Annotated in this window: 17 protein-coding genes; all 17 read left to right on the forward strand. The window is 42.4% G+C overall.

Going from position 1 to position 16945, the window contains the following annotated elements; genetic code table 11:
• Positions 1–9: 9 nt before the first annotated feature.
• The 17 genes from dapA (at position 10) to FKX92_RS03430 (ending at position 16919) form a co-directional block, all read left to right on the forward strand.
• Positions 10–945 carry a 4-hydroxy-tetrahydrodipicolinate synthase gene (dapA, locus tag FKX92_RS03350; protein ID WP_002902934.1) on the forward strand — a complete coding sequence of 312 codons (936 nt, stop codon included), beginning with the start codon at positions 10–12 and terminating at the stop codon, positions 943–945.
• A gap of 60 nt (positions 946–1005) precedes the next feature.
• Positions 1006–1605, forward strand: coding sequence for a hypothetical protein (locus FKX92_RS03355; RefSeq protein WP_125378452.1), 600 nt, complete (start codon positions 1006–1008; stop codon positions 1603–1605).
• 244 nt (positions 1606–1849) lie between these two features.
• Positions 1850–2188: an ATP cone domain-containing protein gene (locus FKX92_RS03360; RefSeq protein WP_002895476.1), complete on the forward strand. Its 339-nt coding sequence runs from the start codon at positions 1850–1852 to the stop codon at positions 2186–2188.
• 141 nt (positions 2189–2329) lie between these two features.
• On the forward strand, positions 2330–3181 hold the full coding sequence (gene ylqF, locus FKX92_RS03365) for a ribosome biogenesis GTPase YlqF (RefSeq protein ID WP_149565533.1): 852 nt from the start codon (positions 2330–2332) through the stop codon (positions 3179–3181).
• Positions 3168–3932 (forward strand): ribonuclease HII, encoded by a 765-nt coding sequence (locus FKX92_RS03370; RefSeq protein ID WP_149565534.1) that lies wholly within the window; start codon positions 3168–3170, stop codon positions 3930–3932. The genes ylqF and FKX92_RS03370 overlap by 14 nt, the downstream gene beginning before the upstream one ends.
• A gap of 17 nt (positions 3933–3949) precedes the next feature.
• On the forward strand, positions 3950–4792 hold the full coding sequence (locus FKX92_RS03375; protein ID WP_149565535.1) for a PRD domain-containing protein: 843 nt from the start codon (positions 3950–3952) through the stop codon (positions 4790–4792).
• Entirely contained in the window at positions 4768–5334 is a 567-nt protein-coding gene (locus FKX92_RS03380; protein ID WP_149565536.1) for a sugar O-acetyltransferase, read from the forward strand. The genes FKX92_RS03375 and FKX92_RS03380 overlap by 25 nt, the downstream gene beginning before the upstream one ends.
• Before the next feature lie 118 nt (positions 5335–5452).
• Positions 5453–6295: a DNA-processing protein DprA gene (dprA, locus tag FKX92_RS03385; protein WP_149565537.1), complete on the forward strand. Its 843-nt coding sequence runs from the start codon at positions 5453–5455 to the stop codon at positions 6293–6295.
• Between the two features lie 84 nt (positions 6296–6379).
• Entirely contained in the window at positions 6380–8473 is a 2094-nt protein-coding gene (gene topA / locus FKX92_RS03390; protein WP_149565538.1) for a type I DNA topoisomerase, read from the forward strand.
• A 57-nt stretch (positions 8474–8530) separates the two neighbouring features.
• Positions 8531–9025 (forward strand): phosphoribosylanthranilate isomerase, encoded by a 495-nt coding sequence (locus tag FKX92_RS03395; protein WP_149565539.1) that lies wholly within the window; start codon positions 8531–8533, stop codon positions 9023–9025.
• 93 nt (positions 9026–9118) lie between these two features.
• Positions 9119–10453, forward strand: coding sequence for a methylenetetrahydrofolate--tRNA-(uracil(54)-C(5))-methyltransferase (FADH(2)-oxidizing) TrmFO (trmFO, locus tag FKX92_RS03400; protein ID WP_149565540.1), 1335 nt, complete (start codon positions 9119–9121; stop codon positions 10451–10453).
• Between the two features lie 115 nt (positions 10454–10568).
• A complete protein-coding gene (locus tag FKX92_RS03405) occupies positions 10569–11393 on the forward strand; it encodes an alpha/beta hydrolase (RefSeq protein WP_149565541.1) in 825 nt (274 codons plus the stop codon).
• A gap of 32 nt (positions 11394–11425) precedes the next feature.
• Complete coding sequence (locus FKX92_RS03410; protein WP_149565542.1) at positions 11426–12166, forward strand: esterase family protein; 741 nt, start codon at positions 11426–11428, stop codon at positions 12164–12166.
• A gap of 12 nt (positions 12167–12178) precedes the next feature.
• Entirely contained in the window at positions 12179–13345 is a 1167-nt protein-coding gene (locus FKX92_RS03415) for an ATP-grasp domain-containing protein (RefSeq protein WP_002915196.1), read from the forward strand.
• 222 nt (positions 13346–13567) lie between these two features.
• A complete protein-coding gene (locus FKX92_RS03420; RefSeq protein WP_002906568.1) occupies positions 13568–14536 on the forward strand; it encodes a thiamine pyrophosphate-dependent dehydrogenase E1 component subunit alpha in 969 nt (322 codons plus the stop codon).
• A gap of 18 nt (positions 14537–14554) precedes the next feature.
• Entirely contained in the window at positions 14555–15547 is a 993-nt protein-coding gene (locus FKX92_RS03425) for an alpha-ketoacid dehydrogenase subunit beta (protein ID WP_002900354.1), read from the forward strand.
• Positions 15548–15875: 328 nt separating this feature from the next.
• A complete protein-coding gene (locus FKX92_RS03430) occupies positions 15876–16919 on the forward strand; it encodes a dihydrolipoamide acetyltransferase (RefSeq protein ID WP_002913560.1) in 1044 nt (347 codons plus the stop codon).
• Positions 16920–16945: the final 26 nt, after the last annotated feature.

Raw genomic sequence — 16945 nt, forward strand, 5'->3', positions numbered from 1 at the left:
GGTAAGTTTATGGCATATGCGGATCTGAAAAACTGTAAAATCATCACAGCTTTTATTACTCCTTTTCATGAAGATGGTTCCATCAATTTTGAAGCTATCCCAGACTTGATTGAGCACCTTTTGGCACATCATACTGATGGGATTTTGCTAGCTGGAACGACTGCTGAAAGTCCAACTCTGACCCACGATGAAGAATTGGAGCTATTTGCGGCAGTTCAAAAGGTTGTCAAGGGGCGTGTTCCTTTGATTGCGGGTGTCGGTACCAACGAAACACGCGACTCTATCGAATTCGTCAAAGAAGTAGATGAATTTGGTGGTTTTGCGGCTGGTTTGGCCATCGTACCCTATTACAATAAACCTTCTCAAGAAGGCATGTATCAGCACTTTAAAGCCATTGCGGATGCTTCAAACCTGCCGATCATTATCTATAATATACCTGGACGAGTAGTAGTTGAGATGACACCTGAGACTATGCTGAGGTTGGCAGAGCATCCAAATATTATCGGCGTTAAAGAATGTACCAGTCTGGCGAATATGGCCTATCTGATTGAGCATCGTCCAGAGGAGTTTCTGATTTACACTGGTGAGGATGGCGATGCCTTTCATGCTATGAATCTGGGGGCTGATGGAGTTATTTCTGTTGCTTCTCACACAAACGGTGATGAAATGTTTGAAATGCTGGATGCTATTGAGCACAATGACATCAAAAAAGCAGCAGCTATCCAACGGAAATTCATCCCTAAAGTCAATGCACTCTTCTCTTATCCAAGTCCAGCTCCAGTCAAGGCAGTTCTAAATTATTTAGGATTTGCAGCAGGCCCAACCCGCTTACCGCTTGTGCCTGCACCTGAAGAAGATGCCAAACGTATTATTAAGGTCGTGGTTGATGGTGACTATCAAGCGACCAAAGAGACTGTTAAAGGCGTCCTGAGACCGGATTATTGATTGATAACAGCAGTTTTAGGATTAACATAGATAAAAATAATAAAGAAAGAATTGAAATTTGTGACAGAAAAACATAGTGAACGAATTGAGGAGTATAAGGCTAAGCATAGACTGGAAAAACTCGAAGGCAAAAAAGTTTATGATAAGCCAGTTATCCGAACTGGTGATAAGGCAGGTTGCTATGGTTCAGGATTGATTTTACTTGGATCTATTTTAGGAATTATTTATTTACTTCTTATACTGATAACGGATTGGGATTTGAAACTTTTCTCTTTCATCTGGGAAACACTTGCTGCGTTAGGGATAGTTTTTAGTCTTTTTGGAGCTTTTAAAATTGGTCAGTTGGAGCTGCACAGTTTGTCAATGGTGGCTGACAAAGAGAAAAATTTTGAAATTGATAAAGCTTTCAATCTTTATAACATCATTCACAAACCAACAAAGAAAATTCTACTTCAATATGATAGTGAAGATGATAGTTTAATTTCTCTGAACGCTGGAGGAGAGTTATTAGTTGAGCTCTTAAAGAGAGTTGAAGAAGAAAAATTGTCCTTTAAGGCTATTAACAAAACATTGAGTTTAGAAGAAGTATCTGAAAATCACTGGAAAATGCACTATCGTTATAAAAGACAGGACATAACATTAGAGAAATCCGATACATAGTGTTTGGCTTGTTATTTTAGTTGTATTGACTTAAACTGAAAAGTGAATTCAGAATCTGATAGTTTTTGAAGAGCATATAAAAAAGAGAGCTTCCTTTGAAAAATATTGGAAAAAATTATATAATGTTAAGGTGTAGTCTAGCTTCCAGAATTCTTTTGGAGCGGACTATAGACAACTGGATTGGCAGCAGTCATGTTAGAGACATACATTAGATTAGAAATATATATTATAAAAGGAGTTTTTTATGCAAGTTATTAAACGGAGTGGTGAGGTTGTAGAATTTGACCCAGATAAAATTTATCAAGCAGTTTTAAAGGCAGCTCAGACAGTCTATGTGTTGACAGATGATTTGCGTCAGAATTTAGCGCAGGTTACAAAGAAAGTTGTTCTGGATTTGGAAGAAGCTAAGGTTGAACGTGCGACGATTAGCATGATTCAGTCCATGGTTGAAAGCCGCCTCTTGGGTGCGGGTTATATTACTATTGCCGAGCATTATATTTCCTATCGCTTGCAGCGCGATTTAGAGCGCAACGGCTATGGAGATCATATCGCTGTACATCTGCATTTTGAACAAGTAAGATAAAGTTAGAAAGCCCGCTAGGGCTTTTTTTACTCTTGCGGTAGAGAGTATCGCTTTAGAATTCACCCTCTTAAATCCTAGAAATATGTTAAAATAGTTAAAGATATAAAATTTTATCAATGATATTCGTTGAAAGGATAAATTATGGCAACGATTCAATGGTTTCCGGGTCATATGTCTAAGGCACGGAGACAGGTACAGGAAAATATTAAGTTTGTTGATTTTGTGACGATACTGGTTGATGCCAGACTTCCTTTATCCAGTCAAAATCCTATGCTGACTAAGATTGTGGGTGACAAACCCAAGCTTTTGATTTTAAACAAGGCTGATTTGGCTGACCCTGTTCGTATCAAGGAATGGCAGAGCTATTTTGAAAGCCAGGGGATTCCGACTTTGTCTATTAATTCCAAAGAGCAATCTGCTGTTAAAAAAGTAACAGATGCAGCTAAGAAGCTTATGGCCGACAAATTGACACGTCAAAAAGAGAGAGGAATTCGCATCGAAACCCTGCGTACCATGATAATCGGTATTCCCAATGCTGGCAAATCAACCCTCATGAATCGCTTAGCTGGTAAGAAAATCGCTGTTGTAGGGAATAAGCCAGGTGTGACCAAAGGTCAGCAATGGCTCAAGTCAAATAAAGACTTGGAAATCTTGGATACACCAGGAATACTCTGGCCTAAGTTTGAAGATGAGACGGTTGCTCTCAAGCTTGCTCTGACTGGTGCTATTAAGGATAATCTGCTGCCTATGGATGAGGTAACGATTTTTGGCCTCAATTACTTTAAGGAGCATTATCCTGAAGAGCTGACAGCACGCTTCAAACAGCTGGATCTAAGCCAAGAAGCGCCAGACATGATTATGGATATGACCAAAAAACTCGGCTTTCGCGATGACTATGACCGTTTTTACAGCCTTTTTGTCAAAGATGTCCGCGATGGCAAGTTAGGCCGTTATTGTCTGGATATGGTTGGTGAACTAGATGGCAACGATTAAAGAAATCCAGCAACGTTTAGAGTTAGTGACTGATTTGGCTGATCCTTTTCTTGCAGAAGCAGCTAATGACCAGCGGAGCGGAGTTCAAAAGGCGATTGAAAAGCGTAAAAGAGCCATTCAGGTGGAGTTAGACGAGGAACTGCGTCTGGAGCAGATGTTACGTTATGAAAAAGACCTTTATCAAGCTGGCTATCAGGCGATTGCTGGGATTGATGAAGTCGGTCGTGGTCCTCTAGCTGGACCTGTTGTCGCTGCAGCTGTTATCTTACCTCCAGGATGTAAGATTAAGGGGCTCAACGACAGCAAGAAGATACCCAAGAAAAAGCACCAAGATATCTATCAAGCAGTCATGGATAAAGCCTTGGCAGTCGGTGTTGGCCTGATAGACAATGAGATTATTGATCAAGTCAATATCTACGAAGCGACCAAGCTTGCTATGAAAGAGGCTTTGTCTAAGCTTTGTCTCAAGCCAGATTATCTGCTGATTGATGCTATGAAGCTAGATGTTGAAATCCCGCAAGATTCTATCATCAAAGGCGATGCCAACTCTCTATCTATTGCGGCAGCCAGTATTGTGGCTAAGGTTTCTCGAGATAAGCTGATGGCAGACTACGATAAGGAATATCCTGGCTATGATTTTGCGCAAAATGCCGGTTATGGGACTAAGAGCCATTTGCAGGGATTGGAAAGAAACGGCGTAACTCCTATTCATCGCAAGACATTTGAACCCGTAAAATCTATGTGTGAATAGGCACGAAGAGGTGAGGCATGCTAATCAGTAAAATCTTAAACAATAATGTGGTGATTTCTGAAGAAAACCAAGAAGAAGTTATTCTCATGGGGCGAGGACTAGCCTTTGGTAGAAAAGTTGGCCAGGAGATTCCAGATGAGCTGATTGAGAAAAAGTATGTCTTGTCAGAAAATAGACGACAGCTTCTGATGGAGTTGCCAGCAGAGGTCATGGAAATGTCAGATAAGATTATTTCTTTCGCAAAGGAGAAACTGCAGAAGAAGCTCAAAGACAGTGCTTTTCTGGCGATGGCAGATCATATCCACGGAGTCTTGCTGCGCTTGGAAGATGGTATTTATCTCAAGAATTTCCTTATGTGGGATATTAAACGATTCTTTCCTACTGAGTTTGAGGTTGGTCAGTATGCCAAACAGCTTTTGAGTGCTTATGTCAGCAAGGAACTTCCAGATGATGAAGCAGCTTTTATGGCGCTGACCTTGGTCAATGCAGAGCTGGAAAATGGCGACGGAACTGCGCGTGATTTGACTATGATGATGGAGGAAATCATGACCATTGTCAAGTACAGTTTGGAAATTTCTTTAGACGAGGAAGACATCTACCTAGAGCGCTTCATGACCCATCTGAAATTTTTCTGTGAACGAGTCCTGACTGATAGAGGACACTGTGACTTGGAGGACAATGAGATGTTTGACTTACTTAAATGTAAGTATCCCTTGGCTTATGAAACCACTAGGAAGATTGCTGAATTTTTAAAGCAAACCAGAAATTACCAAACATCAGAGGATGAACAACTTTACCTGACCATCCATTTGTCACGCATGAAAAGGAGGATGATATGCAAAGCGAATACGAAAAAATGATTGCTGGAGAGATTTATAGACCGCAAGACAGTGAATTAAGAGAATTGGCAGCAAGGTCAAAGAAATTTCAATATCGTTTTAACCAAGAACAAGACAGTGTCAAGCGCACGGCTATTATCAAAGAATGGTTTGGCAGCACAGGGGAGAATCTTGCTATGAAGCCTGACTTGGTCTGTGATTATGGAATCAATATTCATCTAGGGGAGAATTTTTATTCTAACTGGAATCTGACTATGTTGGACGTTTGCCCGATTCGCATCGGAGATAATGCTTTGCTTGGTCCAAATTGCCAGCTTCTGACACCTCTTCATCCGCTTGATCCAGTGGAAAGAAATTCCGGAATTGAGTACGGAGCCCCAATCACTATTGGTAATAACTTTTGGGCTGGCGGAGGTGTGACAATTCTGCCAGGCGTGACACTAGGAGATAATGTGGTAGTCGGAGCAGGAGCGGTTGTTACCAAGTCTTTTGGCGACAATGTAGTCTTGGCTGGTAATCCAGCGCGAATTATTAAGGAAATTCCTGTTCATAAAGAGTGTTAAAGGCAATGGGCAAGGAAACTAGCTATTGACAACATCAAATTAAATAAAATCGTAAAGAAGGAACTGTACTGCAGTTCTTTTTTGAACTTTTTTACGAATAAGAAAGTGAGGTGAAAAAATGAATAATTTTGAAATTTATAAAATGAAAAGAGCTGGCTTGACCAATCATCAGGTTTTAAATGTTTTGAGATACGCCGAGAGTAGAGATGGCAAGCTTTCTCTGCGAGATAAGGCTGTCGTATCTGAGTGCCGCAATCCTGCACTCTTTATAGAGAAATATAAGAGGCTTGATTTACCGGCTTTGAAGGAAGAATTTGAACTTTTTCCGTCCTTTTCTATCTTGGATGATATTTATCCTTGGGATTTATGCGAAATTTATGATGCCCCGACCTTGTTATTCTATCAAGGAAATCTAAATCTACTAGAATTGCCCAAAGCTGCGGTCGTTGGCAGTAGAGACAGCAGCAAGCAAGGAAATGCCTCCGTACAAAAGATTATCAAGGAGCTAAATAATGAATTGGTTATCGTCAGTGGCCTGGCTCGTGGGATTGATACAGCGGCTCACATGGCTGCCCTGCAAAACGGAGGTCAGACCATTGCTGTCATCGGAACGGGATTAGATGTCTTCTATCCCAAGGCTAACAAAAAATTACAAGCTTACATTGGCAAAAATCATTTATTGCTGACAGAGTATGGTCCAGGTGAACAGCCCTTGAAATTTCATTTTCCAGAGCGGAATCGTATCATCGCCGGTCTCTGTCGAGGCGTCATCGTGGCAGAAGCTAAGTTGCGCTCAGGCAGTCTGATTACCTGTGAGCGAGCCATGGAAGAAGGGCGGGATGTCTTTGCTATTCCAGGGTCAATTTTAGATGGAAAATCTGACGGTTGCCATCATTTGATTCAAGAGGGTGCAAAGTGCATCACATCAGGCTCTGACGTCCTTTCTGAGTTTGATTTTTAAAACGAGTTTTCCTATAAGAAAAGTTAGCAGTTGACATCTATCAAAAAATAGTTTAAACTCTATGAGATTTATTTCTTATAGAAGGTGTCTAAATTGGTAACAAAAACAAAGAAAAAGTCTACGACCAAGAAAAATCTTGTCATCGTAGAGTCGCCTGCTAAGGCAAAAACAATAGAAAAATATCTGGGACGAAACTACAAGGTTCTGGCCAGTGTCGGGCATATTCGTGACCTGAAAAAGTCTACTATGTCCATTGATTTTGAGAATAACTATGAGCCACAATACATCAATATTCGTGGTAAAGGTCCGTTGATTAATGACTTGAAAAAAGAAGCGAAGAAAGCTAAGCAAGTCTTTCTGGCAAGTGACCCGGACCGCGAAGGAGAAGCTATTTCTTGGCATCTGGCTCACATTTTGAATCTGGATGAGAAAGAAAAAAACCGTGTCGTCTTTAATGAAATTACCAAAGATGCGGTCAAGAATGCATTTAAAGAGCCGCGCCAGATTGATATGGATCTGGTCGATGCCCAGCAGGCTCGTCGAGTTTTGGACCGCTTGGTGGGTTATTCCATTTCTCCTATTCTCTGGAAGAAAGTCAAAAAAGGCCTGTCAGCTGGCCGGGTGCAGTCTGTCGCGCTCAAGCTGATTATCGACCGGGAAAATGAAATCAATGCCTTCAAACCAGAAGAATACTGGACAATTGACGGAACCTTCAAGAAGGGAACTCGTCAGTTTCAGGCCAGCTTCTATGGTATGAATGGCAAAAAGATGAAGCTGACAAATAACGACGAGGTCAAAGAAGTGCTTTCTCATCTCAAAGGAGATGATTTTATGGTCGACAGCGTTGAAAAGAAAGAGCGTCGACGCAATGCTCCGCTGCCCTACACGACTTCCTCTATGCAGCAGGATGCTGCTAATAAGATTAATTTCCGGACTCGTAAGACCATGATGGTGGCTCAGCAGCTCTATGAGGGGATTAATATCGGTTCTGGCGTACAAGGTCTGATTACGTACATGCGTACCGACTCAACTCGTATCAGCCCAGTAGCGCAAAATGAAGCAGCAAGCTTTATCACGGATAAATTTGGCGCCAAATATTCCAAACATGGCAGCAAGGCCAAGAACGCTTCTGGCGCTCAAGATGCCCACGAAGCCATTCGTCCTTCCAGCGTTTTCAATACACCGGAAAGTATCGCAAAGTATCTGGATAAGGATCAACTTAAACTCTATACGCTAATTTGGAATCGCTTTGTTGCCAGCCAAATGACTGCAGCAGTCTTTGATACTATGAATGTCAAGCTGGGGCAAAATGGTGTCCAATTTGCTGCCAACGGCAGTCAGGTCAAGTTTGATGGCTATCTGGCTATTTACAACGACTCTGACAAGAATAAAATGCTGCCAGATATGGAAAAGGGCGATACCGTCAAACGTGTCAATACCAATCCAGAACAGCACTTTACCCAGCCACCTGCTCGTTATTCTGAAGCGACTCTTATCAAGACTTTAGAAGAAAATGGTGTTGGTCGTCCGTCTACCTATGCACCGACCATTGAAACTATTCAGAAACGATATTACGTTAAGCTTGTTTCCAAGCGCTTTGAGCCGACGGAACTAGGGGAGATTGTCAATTCTCTGATTGTCGAATTCTTCCCAGGCATCGTAAATGTGAAATTCACAGCAGAAATGGAAGCAAAACTAGATGATGTAGAAGTTGGCAAAGAGCAATGGCAGAAAGTTATTGACGAGTTTTATAAACCTTTTGAAAAGGAAGTGGCTAAAGCCGAAACTGAAATGGAGAAAATACAAATCAAGGATGAACCAGCTGGTTTTGACTGTGAGGTCTGTGGTAGTCCAATGGTCATCAAGTTGGGGAGATTTGGCAAGTTCTATGCCTGCAGCAATTTCCCAGACTGTCGTCACACTCAGGCTATTGTCAAGGAAATCGGTGTGACCTGCCCGCAGTGTCAGAAAGGTCAAGTTATCGAGCGTAAGACTAAGCGAAATCGCATTTTCTATGGCTGTGATCGTTATCCAGACTGTGATTTCACATCTTGGGACAAGCCAGTCGGTCGGAACTGTCCAAAATGTGACCATTATCTGATTGAAAAGAAAGTTCGTGGTGGCGGTAAGCAAGTGGTCTGCAGTAATGGCGATTATGAAGAAGAAAAAGTGAAATAACATTTTTACATAATTTATATTACGTAAAATATCTTTCTGAAGAAGAGGTGAAGTTTTATGACAGATAAATTTACAGAATTTCTAAAAATCGCGTCTCAACTGAATAAGATGGGAATTGTTCCACTTCTGATGGGTTCTCTAGGTCTGGAGCAAGTTACTGGACAAGACTGGCAGGTGCGTGATATTGATATTCATGTTCATGGTGATGAGCGTGGCTGGGAAGCACCAGATGAAGAACGTATTTACGATATGGACAAGATTGAGCCTATGATGGAGCGCTTGGGCTATCGCTTAGTCGATCTGCACGAGCATGAATTTCAAAAAGAAGGCTTATCTATTGAATTTGGAGCCATGGAAACCTTGGAGGCATTCGCTGGTGTGCCGCTAGAGAAGTTGACTCGAAAAGAAGTTGAAGATGTTGAGTTTCTACTGCCGAATGCAGAGCAATTTTTAGCTATCTACCGTGCTTCTTCTCAAGATTCTTACCGAAATGAAAATAACAATCATAAGGATTTTGCTAAGATTGCTTACTTGGAAAAAATGACAAAATGATAGACATTCAGGAATTCTCCTGTCTGTCTTTTTTACTATCTTTTTGTTATAATGGTCAGAGTGAAAATCTAGAAATATCCAAGGGAGAGTATCATGTCATCATCCTATATCAATGTTATCGGTGCTGGTCTGGCTGGCAGTGAAGCAGCTTACCAGATTGCCAAGCGTGGAATCCCAGTCAAACTCTATGAAATGCGGGGTGTTAAGTCAACTCCTCAACACAAAACTGCGGACTTTGCAGAACTGGTCTGCTCTAACTCTCTGCGAGGAGATGCACTGACCAATGCAGTCGGTCTGCTCAAGGAAGAAATGCGACGGTTGGACTCGGTCATCTTAAGGTCAGCAGAAGCGACTCGGGTGCCAGCGGGTGGTGCTTTAGCGGTTGATAGAGAAGGTTTTTCTCAGATGGTAACGGAGCTAGTGACCAATCATCCATTGATTGAGGTCATTCGTGAAGAAATCACCGAAATTCCAGAGGATGCCATCACAGTTATTGCGACAGGACCCTTGACCAGCGATGCTTTGGCCGAAAAAATCCACGCGCTCAATGGGGGAGACGGTTTTTACTTCTACGATGCAGCAGCGCCAATCATCGATGTCAATACCATTGATATGACCAAGGTCTATCTCAAATCCCGCTATGATAAGGGCGAAGCTGCCTATCTCAATGCACCTATGACTAAGCAAGAATTCATGGATTTCCATGATGCTTTGGTCAATGCTGAGGAAGCACCGCTCAATTCCTTTGAAAAGGAAAAATACTTTGAAGGCTGCATGCCTATTGAGGTTATGGCTAAGCGAGGGATTAAAACCATGCTTTATGGACCGATGAAGCCGGTTGGTTTGGAATATCCAGATGACTACCAAGGGCCTCGAGATGGTGAATATAAGACGCCATACGCTGTGGTGCAGCTTCGTCAGGACAATGCAGCAGGCAGTCTTTACAATATCGTTGGCTTCCAAACTCATCTCAAGTGGGGCGAGCAAAAGCGGGTCTTTCAAATGATTCCTGGCCTTGGGAATGCAGAATTTGTCCGCTATGGTGTCATGCATCGAAACTCCTATATGGACTCTCCAAATCTGCTTGAACAGACTTTCCGCTCTAAGAAACAGCCAAATCTTTTCTTTGCAGGTCAAATGACTGGAGTTGAAGGGTACGTAGAGTCAGCAGCTTCAGGTCTAGTTGCTGGTATTAACGCTGCTCGACTCTTCAAGGGAGAAGAAGCACTTGTCTTTCCAGAAACAACAGCTATTGGAAGTCTGCCTCATTATGTTACTCATGCTGACAGCAAGCACTTCCAACCCATGAATGTCAATTTTGGTATTATCAAAGAGCTAGACGGCCCTCGGATTCGTGATAAGAAGGAGCGCTATGAGAAAATTGCTGAGCGTGCCCTACAGGATTTACAGCCTTATTTGGATAAATAATCTATTTTCTATCATTATCTAATAAAAATCATTAAAAAGTTAGGAAATTCCTAACTTTTTTGCTTAATTTGTGATATAATAAATAAAAATTTTGAAAATAGAAAGTTTTCTGAAAATGAATAAATCCTATTTTTACCTTGAAATGAAAACACATGAGTTAGTCGTTCCTTATACCAAGCAGAAACGCCGTGTCCGCGTATTGCTTCCAAAGAACTATAGCCAGGATACAAACAAGACCTATCCGGTCGTTTATTTTCACGACGGCCAAAACGTTCTCTATAGCAAGGAGTCTTTCAGCGGCCATTCGTGGAAGGTTATTCCGACAATCAAGCGTAATCCAGATATTGAAAAAATGATTGTCGTGGCTATTGATAACGATGGCCAACGGCGCATGAATGAGTATTCAGCTTGGAAGTTCCAAGAGTCCAATATTCCAGGTATTCAGTTTGGCGGCAAGGGAACGGAGTATGCGGAGTTTGTCATGGAAGTCGTCAAGCCTTTCATTGACCAGCATTATCGGACCAAGTCGGATCGGCTACATACAGCTATGATTGGCTCTTCTCTTGGGGGTAATATCAGCCAGTTTATCGGTGTTGAATACCAAGATCAGATTGGTTGTCTGGGCATCTTTTCATCAGCAAATTGGCTGCATCAGGAAGCCTTTGACCGTTATATTGAGAGAAAGACGCTTCAAACTGACCAGCGAGTTTTCATTTATGTTGGGACAGAAGAGGCTGATGATACAGATAAGACATTGATGGCTGGCAACATCAAGCAGGCCTATATTGATTCATCACTCAGTTATTTCCGGCAGTTACTTGTATCTGGGGTCGAATTGTCCAATATTCAGATTAAGATCCAGTCTGGAGCTATTCACAACGAAATCGCTTGGGCAGAGCACTTGCCAGACTGTTTCCGTTTTATCAGCGAGAAATGGTAATCTAGTCAAACAGTGAGAAAGAGGTAGAAACTATGCATGTAGAATTTTTAAGTCATTGGAGCGGCAATCTAGGCCGAGAAATGTATATCAATCGCTATGGCCATGCTGGGCTCCCGATTATAGTCTTCGCATCATCAGGCGGCAGCCACAATGAGTATGCTGACTTCGGTATGATTGAGGCCTGCGCAGGTTTTATTGAGGGTGGTAAGGTCCAATTTTTCACTCTCAGCAGCGTTGATAGTGAGAGTTGGTTGGCGGACTGGAAGCATCCTCACGACCGAGCAGAAATGCATCGTGCCTATGAGCGTTATGTCATCGAGGAAGCTATTCCTTTCGTCAAGCATAAGACAGGTTGGTTTGACCCTATGATGACGACAGGCTGCTCCATGGGAGCTTATCATGCTCTTAATTTCTTCCTGCAGCATCCGGATGTTTTCAATAAAGTGATTGCCCTCAGTGGTGTCTACGATGCACGTTTCTTTGTTGGTGACAATTTGAACGACGAAGTCATTTATCAAAACTCACCAGCTGACTATATCTGGAACCAAAATGATGGCTGGTTTATTGACCGCTATCGACAGGCCGATATTATCGTTTGTACTGGCTTGGGCGACTGGGAGCAAGATGGTCTACCTTCCTTCTACACGCTGAAAGAAGCTTTTGAGCATAAGAATATTCCAGCTTGGTTTGCTGAATGGGGCCATGATGTTTCCCATGACTGGATTTGGTGGCGTAAGCAAATGCCTTATTTCCTTAATGAACTCAATCTTTAAAGGAGGTTTCCTATGAATTATATCGTTATTTCTCCCTACTATCCGCAAAATTTTCAGCAGTTTACCGTGGAACTGGCTAACAAAGGAATTACTGTTCTGGGAATCGGTCAGGAGCCTTATGACCAGCTAGACCAGCCTTTGAAGGATTCATTGACCGAATATTTCAGAGTAGAAAATCTTGAAAATCTTGACGAAGTAAAAAGAGCGGTGGCTTTTCTCTTCTACAAGCATGGACCTATTGATCGGATTGAGTCTCATAATGAATACTGGCTGGAACTGGACGCTGAGTTGCGTGAGCAATTCAATGTCTTTGGAGCAAAACCAAAAGACTTGAAAAAGACCAAGTTCAAATCAGAGATGAAGAAGCTCTTTAAAAAAGCAGGTGTTCCAGTCGTTCCAGGTCAGATTGTTAACACAGAAGCTGGTGCTGATTTGGCTGTCAAGAAACTTGGTCTGCCTTTGATTGCTAAGCCTGATAATGGAGTAGGAGCAGCTGCAACCTTTAAATTAGAAACAGCAGAAGATGTCGAACGATTCAAGCAAGAATGGGATCATCAGACAGCTTATTTCTTTGAAAAGTTTGTCCAATCTGGCGAGATATGTACCTTTGATGGTTTGGTAGATAAGGATGGTCAGATCGTCTTTGCAACCACCTTTGACTATGCTCATACACCGCTGGATTTGATGATCTATAAGATGGACAATTCCTACTACGTTCTCAAGGATATGGATCCAAAACTGCGTGCTTATGGAGAAGCGATTGTCAAAATCTTCGGCATGAAAGAACGCTTTTTCCATATTGAGTTCTTCCGCGAAGGTGATGATTATGTAGCTATTGAGTACAATAACCGTCCAGCTGGCGGCTTTACCATCGATGTCTATAATTTCGCCCACTCAATCGATCTTTACAGAGGCTATGCAGCGATTGTAGCAGGAGAGCCTTTCCCAGCTGCCCACATGGAGCCGTTGTACTGTCTTGCAACCTCGCGCCGTGCATCGACAAACTATGCTTACCCTGAGGATGACTTGCTGGAGAAATACAGAGATAACTTCAAGGTTAAAAAAGACATGCCGGCTGCATTTGCGGAGCTGCAAGGTGATTACCTCTATATGCTGACAACACCAAGCCGTGAGCAAATGGAGCAGATGATTGCAGATTTTGCTAAACAGGCAGATTAATCAGAAGCATGCTCTACGATTATTTTCGTATAACAGTTTCAAAATAGTAAAAACTACTCTAGCACAAAAAGTTTGTGAAATTTCTGTTTTGATTTCGAAAACCAGTTTATCCAATGGATTGACTGGTTTTTCTTTGTGAAATGCAAGTGAGCAAAAGTTTTGACAGTGCTTACAGCTTTAGATAGAATTAAATAGAAGAATTATGCTTAGAAAGGCAAAAAAATGGCAACTTTAGATAAAGATCTTTTGTTAGAGATGTTTCGTAAGATGGAAGAAATCCGTCGCATGGACTTAAAAATTGCTCAACTTGTAAAAAAAGGAAAGGTTCCTGGAATGACTCACTTCTCAGTAGGTGAGGAAGCTGCCAATGTCGGTGCTATGCTGGCCTTGAATGAGGATGATTTGCTGACTTCAAACCACCGGGGACACGGTCAAGCTATCGCCAAAGGAATCAACCTCAACGAAATGATGGCTGAAATCCTTGGTAAATACACTGGAACCTGTAAAGGAAAAGGCGGTTCTATGCACATTGCGGACCTAGATGCCGGAAATCTTGGCGCTAACGGTATCGTTGGCGGCGGCATGGGAATTGCCGTTGGAGCAGCTCTGACCCAGCAAATGCAGAAGACAGGTAAGATTGTTGTCTGCTTCTTTGGTGACGGTGCTACCAACGAAGGCGTCTTCCACGAAGCAGTCAACATGGCTTCTATCTGGAATCTGCCCGTTATTTTCTATTGTATCAATAACGGCTATGGCATTTCTGCTGACATCAAGAAAATGACCAATGTAGAGCACATCCACGAGCGCAGCGCAGCTTATGGCATTCCTGGTATGTTCATCGAAGATGGAAATAATGTTTTGGATGTTTATGAAGGCTTCCAAAAAGCTGTTGAGCATGTTCGCAGTGGTAAAGGACCTGTCTTGATTGAGAGCGTCACTTATCGTTGGTTGGGACACTCGTCTTCCGACCCAGGTAAATACCGTACTCGTGAAGAAGTAGAAGAATGGAAGAAAAAAGATCCAATCGAAAATCTTCGTAAATACTTGCTGGAAAACAAGATTGCAAGCGAGGAAGAGCTGGAAGCTATCCAAGCTGGAGTCAAAGAAGCAGTAGAAGCATCTGTGAAGTTTGCAGAAGAAAGCCCATTCCCACCGCTTGAATCTGCCTTTGAAGATATTTACGCAGACTAAAGAGAGGAGAAAAAGAAAATGGAAACTAAAACTATGTCTTTTCGTGATACCATCATCCTCGCTATGTCTGAGGAAATGCGTCGCGATGAAAATGTACTCTTGATGGGAGAAGATGTCGGAGTCTTTGGTGGAGATTTCGGAACATCTGTTGGTATGCTGGAAGAGTTCGGGCCAGAGCGTGTACGTGACTGTCCGATTTCAGAAGCAGCTATTTCTGGAGCAGCAGCTGGAGCAGCTATGACAGGGCTGCGTCCAATCGTAGACATGACCTTTATGGACTTCTCTGTAATCGCCATGGATGCTATTGTAAACCAAGCCGCTAAAACGCGCTATATGTTTGGCGGAAAAGGGCAGGTGCCAATGACTGTCCGCTGTGCAGCAGGTAATGGAGTTGGCTCAGCGGCTCAGCACTCGCAGTCTTTGGAATCTTGGTTTACCCACATTCCAGGGCTTAAGGTAGTTGCTCCAGGAACTCCGGCTGATATGAAGGGGCTTCTCAAGGCTTCTATCCGAGACAACAACCCAGTCATTATCCTGGAATACAAGTCTGAATTTAACCAAAAAGGCGAAGTGCCACTAGATCCTGAGTATGTGATCCCACTCGGTGTTGGCGAAATCAAAAAAGAAGGTACCGATGTAACAGTTGTTACCTACGGAAAAATGCTTCGCCGTGTCATGCAGGCGGCTGAAGAATTAGCAGAAGAGGGTATCTCTGTAGAAGTGGTTGACCCACGTACATTGGTGCCACTTGATAAGGATATTATCATCAATTCTGTTAAGAAGACTGGAAAGGTCGTTTTGGTTAATGATGCTCACAAAACTAGCGGTTTCATTGGTGAAATTTCGGCGATTATTTCTGAGTCTGAAGCATTTGACTATCTAGATGCGCCAATCCGCCGTTGTGCAGGTGAAGATGTGCCAATGCCTTATGCACAAAACTTGGAAAATGCGATGATTCCGACCGTTGAAAGCATCAAAGACGCTATTCGGAAGACATATCACAAAGAATAAGGTATAATAAAGAAAAGGCTTTCTCATGAATTAGATTACATAAATTATTTTATGTAATCTAATCTTGTGTAGAGGGTCAAAGTAGCTAAAATTTTACTAATTGCAGACAATCGTTATAGCGACTTAATAAGTCTACAAGGTTGATCGCCGATAGCGGCAACCCTAGCAACTTGAGATAGGTTTGTATCCAAGTTACTTGTAGAGTTTAACATGGGCTAAAAGCTCGAAAAAAAGATAAATCTCCTTGGCTTCATCGAAGCCTGCGTCGATTTCCTATTTTTCAGTCGCTTTTAATGCCCTTAGTATCATAATTAGAATTGGAGAGGTCATGGCTGATGATAAGCTAAGAGCGACTCCTGCAGCTAGAAAGTTAGCGGATGATTTGGGAATCAACCTCTATGATGTTTCTGGCTCAGGCGCAAACGGTCGTGTCCACAAAGAAGACGTGGAAACTTATAAAGATACAAATGTGGTGCGCATTTCACCACTGGCAAAACGAATTGCCCAAGAACACAATATTGCTTGGCAAGAGATTCAAGGAACTGGCCATCGTGGCAAGATTATGAAGAAAGATGTTCTTGCCTTCTTGCCTGAGAATGTTGAGAGCGATACAATCAAATCTCCTGCTCAAATTGAAAAAGTGGAAGAAGTGCCTGATAATGTCACTCCTTACGGTGAAATTGAGCGTATTCCAATGACGCCAATGCGGAAGGTTATCGCTCAGCGGATGGTAGAATCTTACCTGACGGCGCCAACATTCACCCTTAACTATGATGTTGATATGACAGAAATGCTGGCCTTGCGTAAAAAAGTATTAGATCCAATCATGGAAGCCACTGGCAAGAAAGTAACTGTCACAGACCTGCTTTCGCTGGCTGTTGTGAAGACACTGATGAAGCATCCGTACCTCAACTCGACCTTGACAGAGGATGGCAAGACCATTATCACACACAACTATGTCAACCTTTCAATGGCAGTCGGTATGGATAATGGCCTGATGACACCAGTTGTCTACAATGCAGAAAAAATGAGCCTATCAGAGCTTGTGGTAGCCTTTAAAGATGTAATCGGACGTACCTTGGAAGGTAAGTTAGCTCCGAGCGAGCTGCAAAACTCAACCTTCACAATCAGTAACTTGGGTATGTTTGGTGTTCAGTCCTTCGGTCCTATCATCAACCAGCCAAATTCTGCTATCTTGGGTGTAAGCTCAACAGTAGAAAAACCTGTCGTTGTTAATGGTGAAATTGTTATTCGTCCAATTATGAGTCTAGGCTTGACCATTGACCACCGTGTAGTTGACGGAATGGCTGGAGCTAAGTTTATGAAGGATTTGAAGGCTTTGATTGAAGATCCAATTTCAATGTTGGTTTAAGATTTTCTTTGCTAGTTTAAAAAGTA

It is taken from the genome of Streptococcus sanguinis, from assembly GCF_008329445.1.
Lineage (GTDB): Bacteria > Bacillota > Bacilli > Lactobacillales > Streptococcaceae > Streptococcus > Streptococcus sanguinis_O.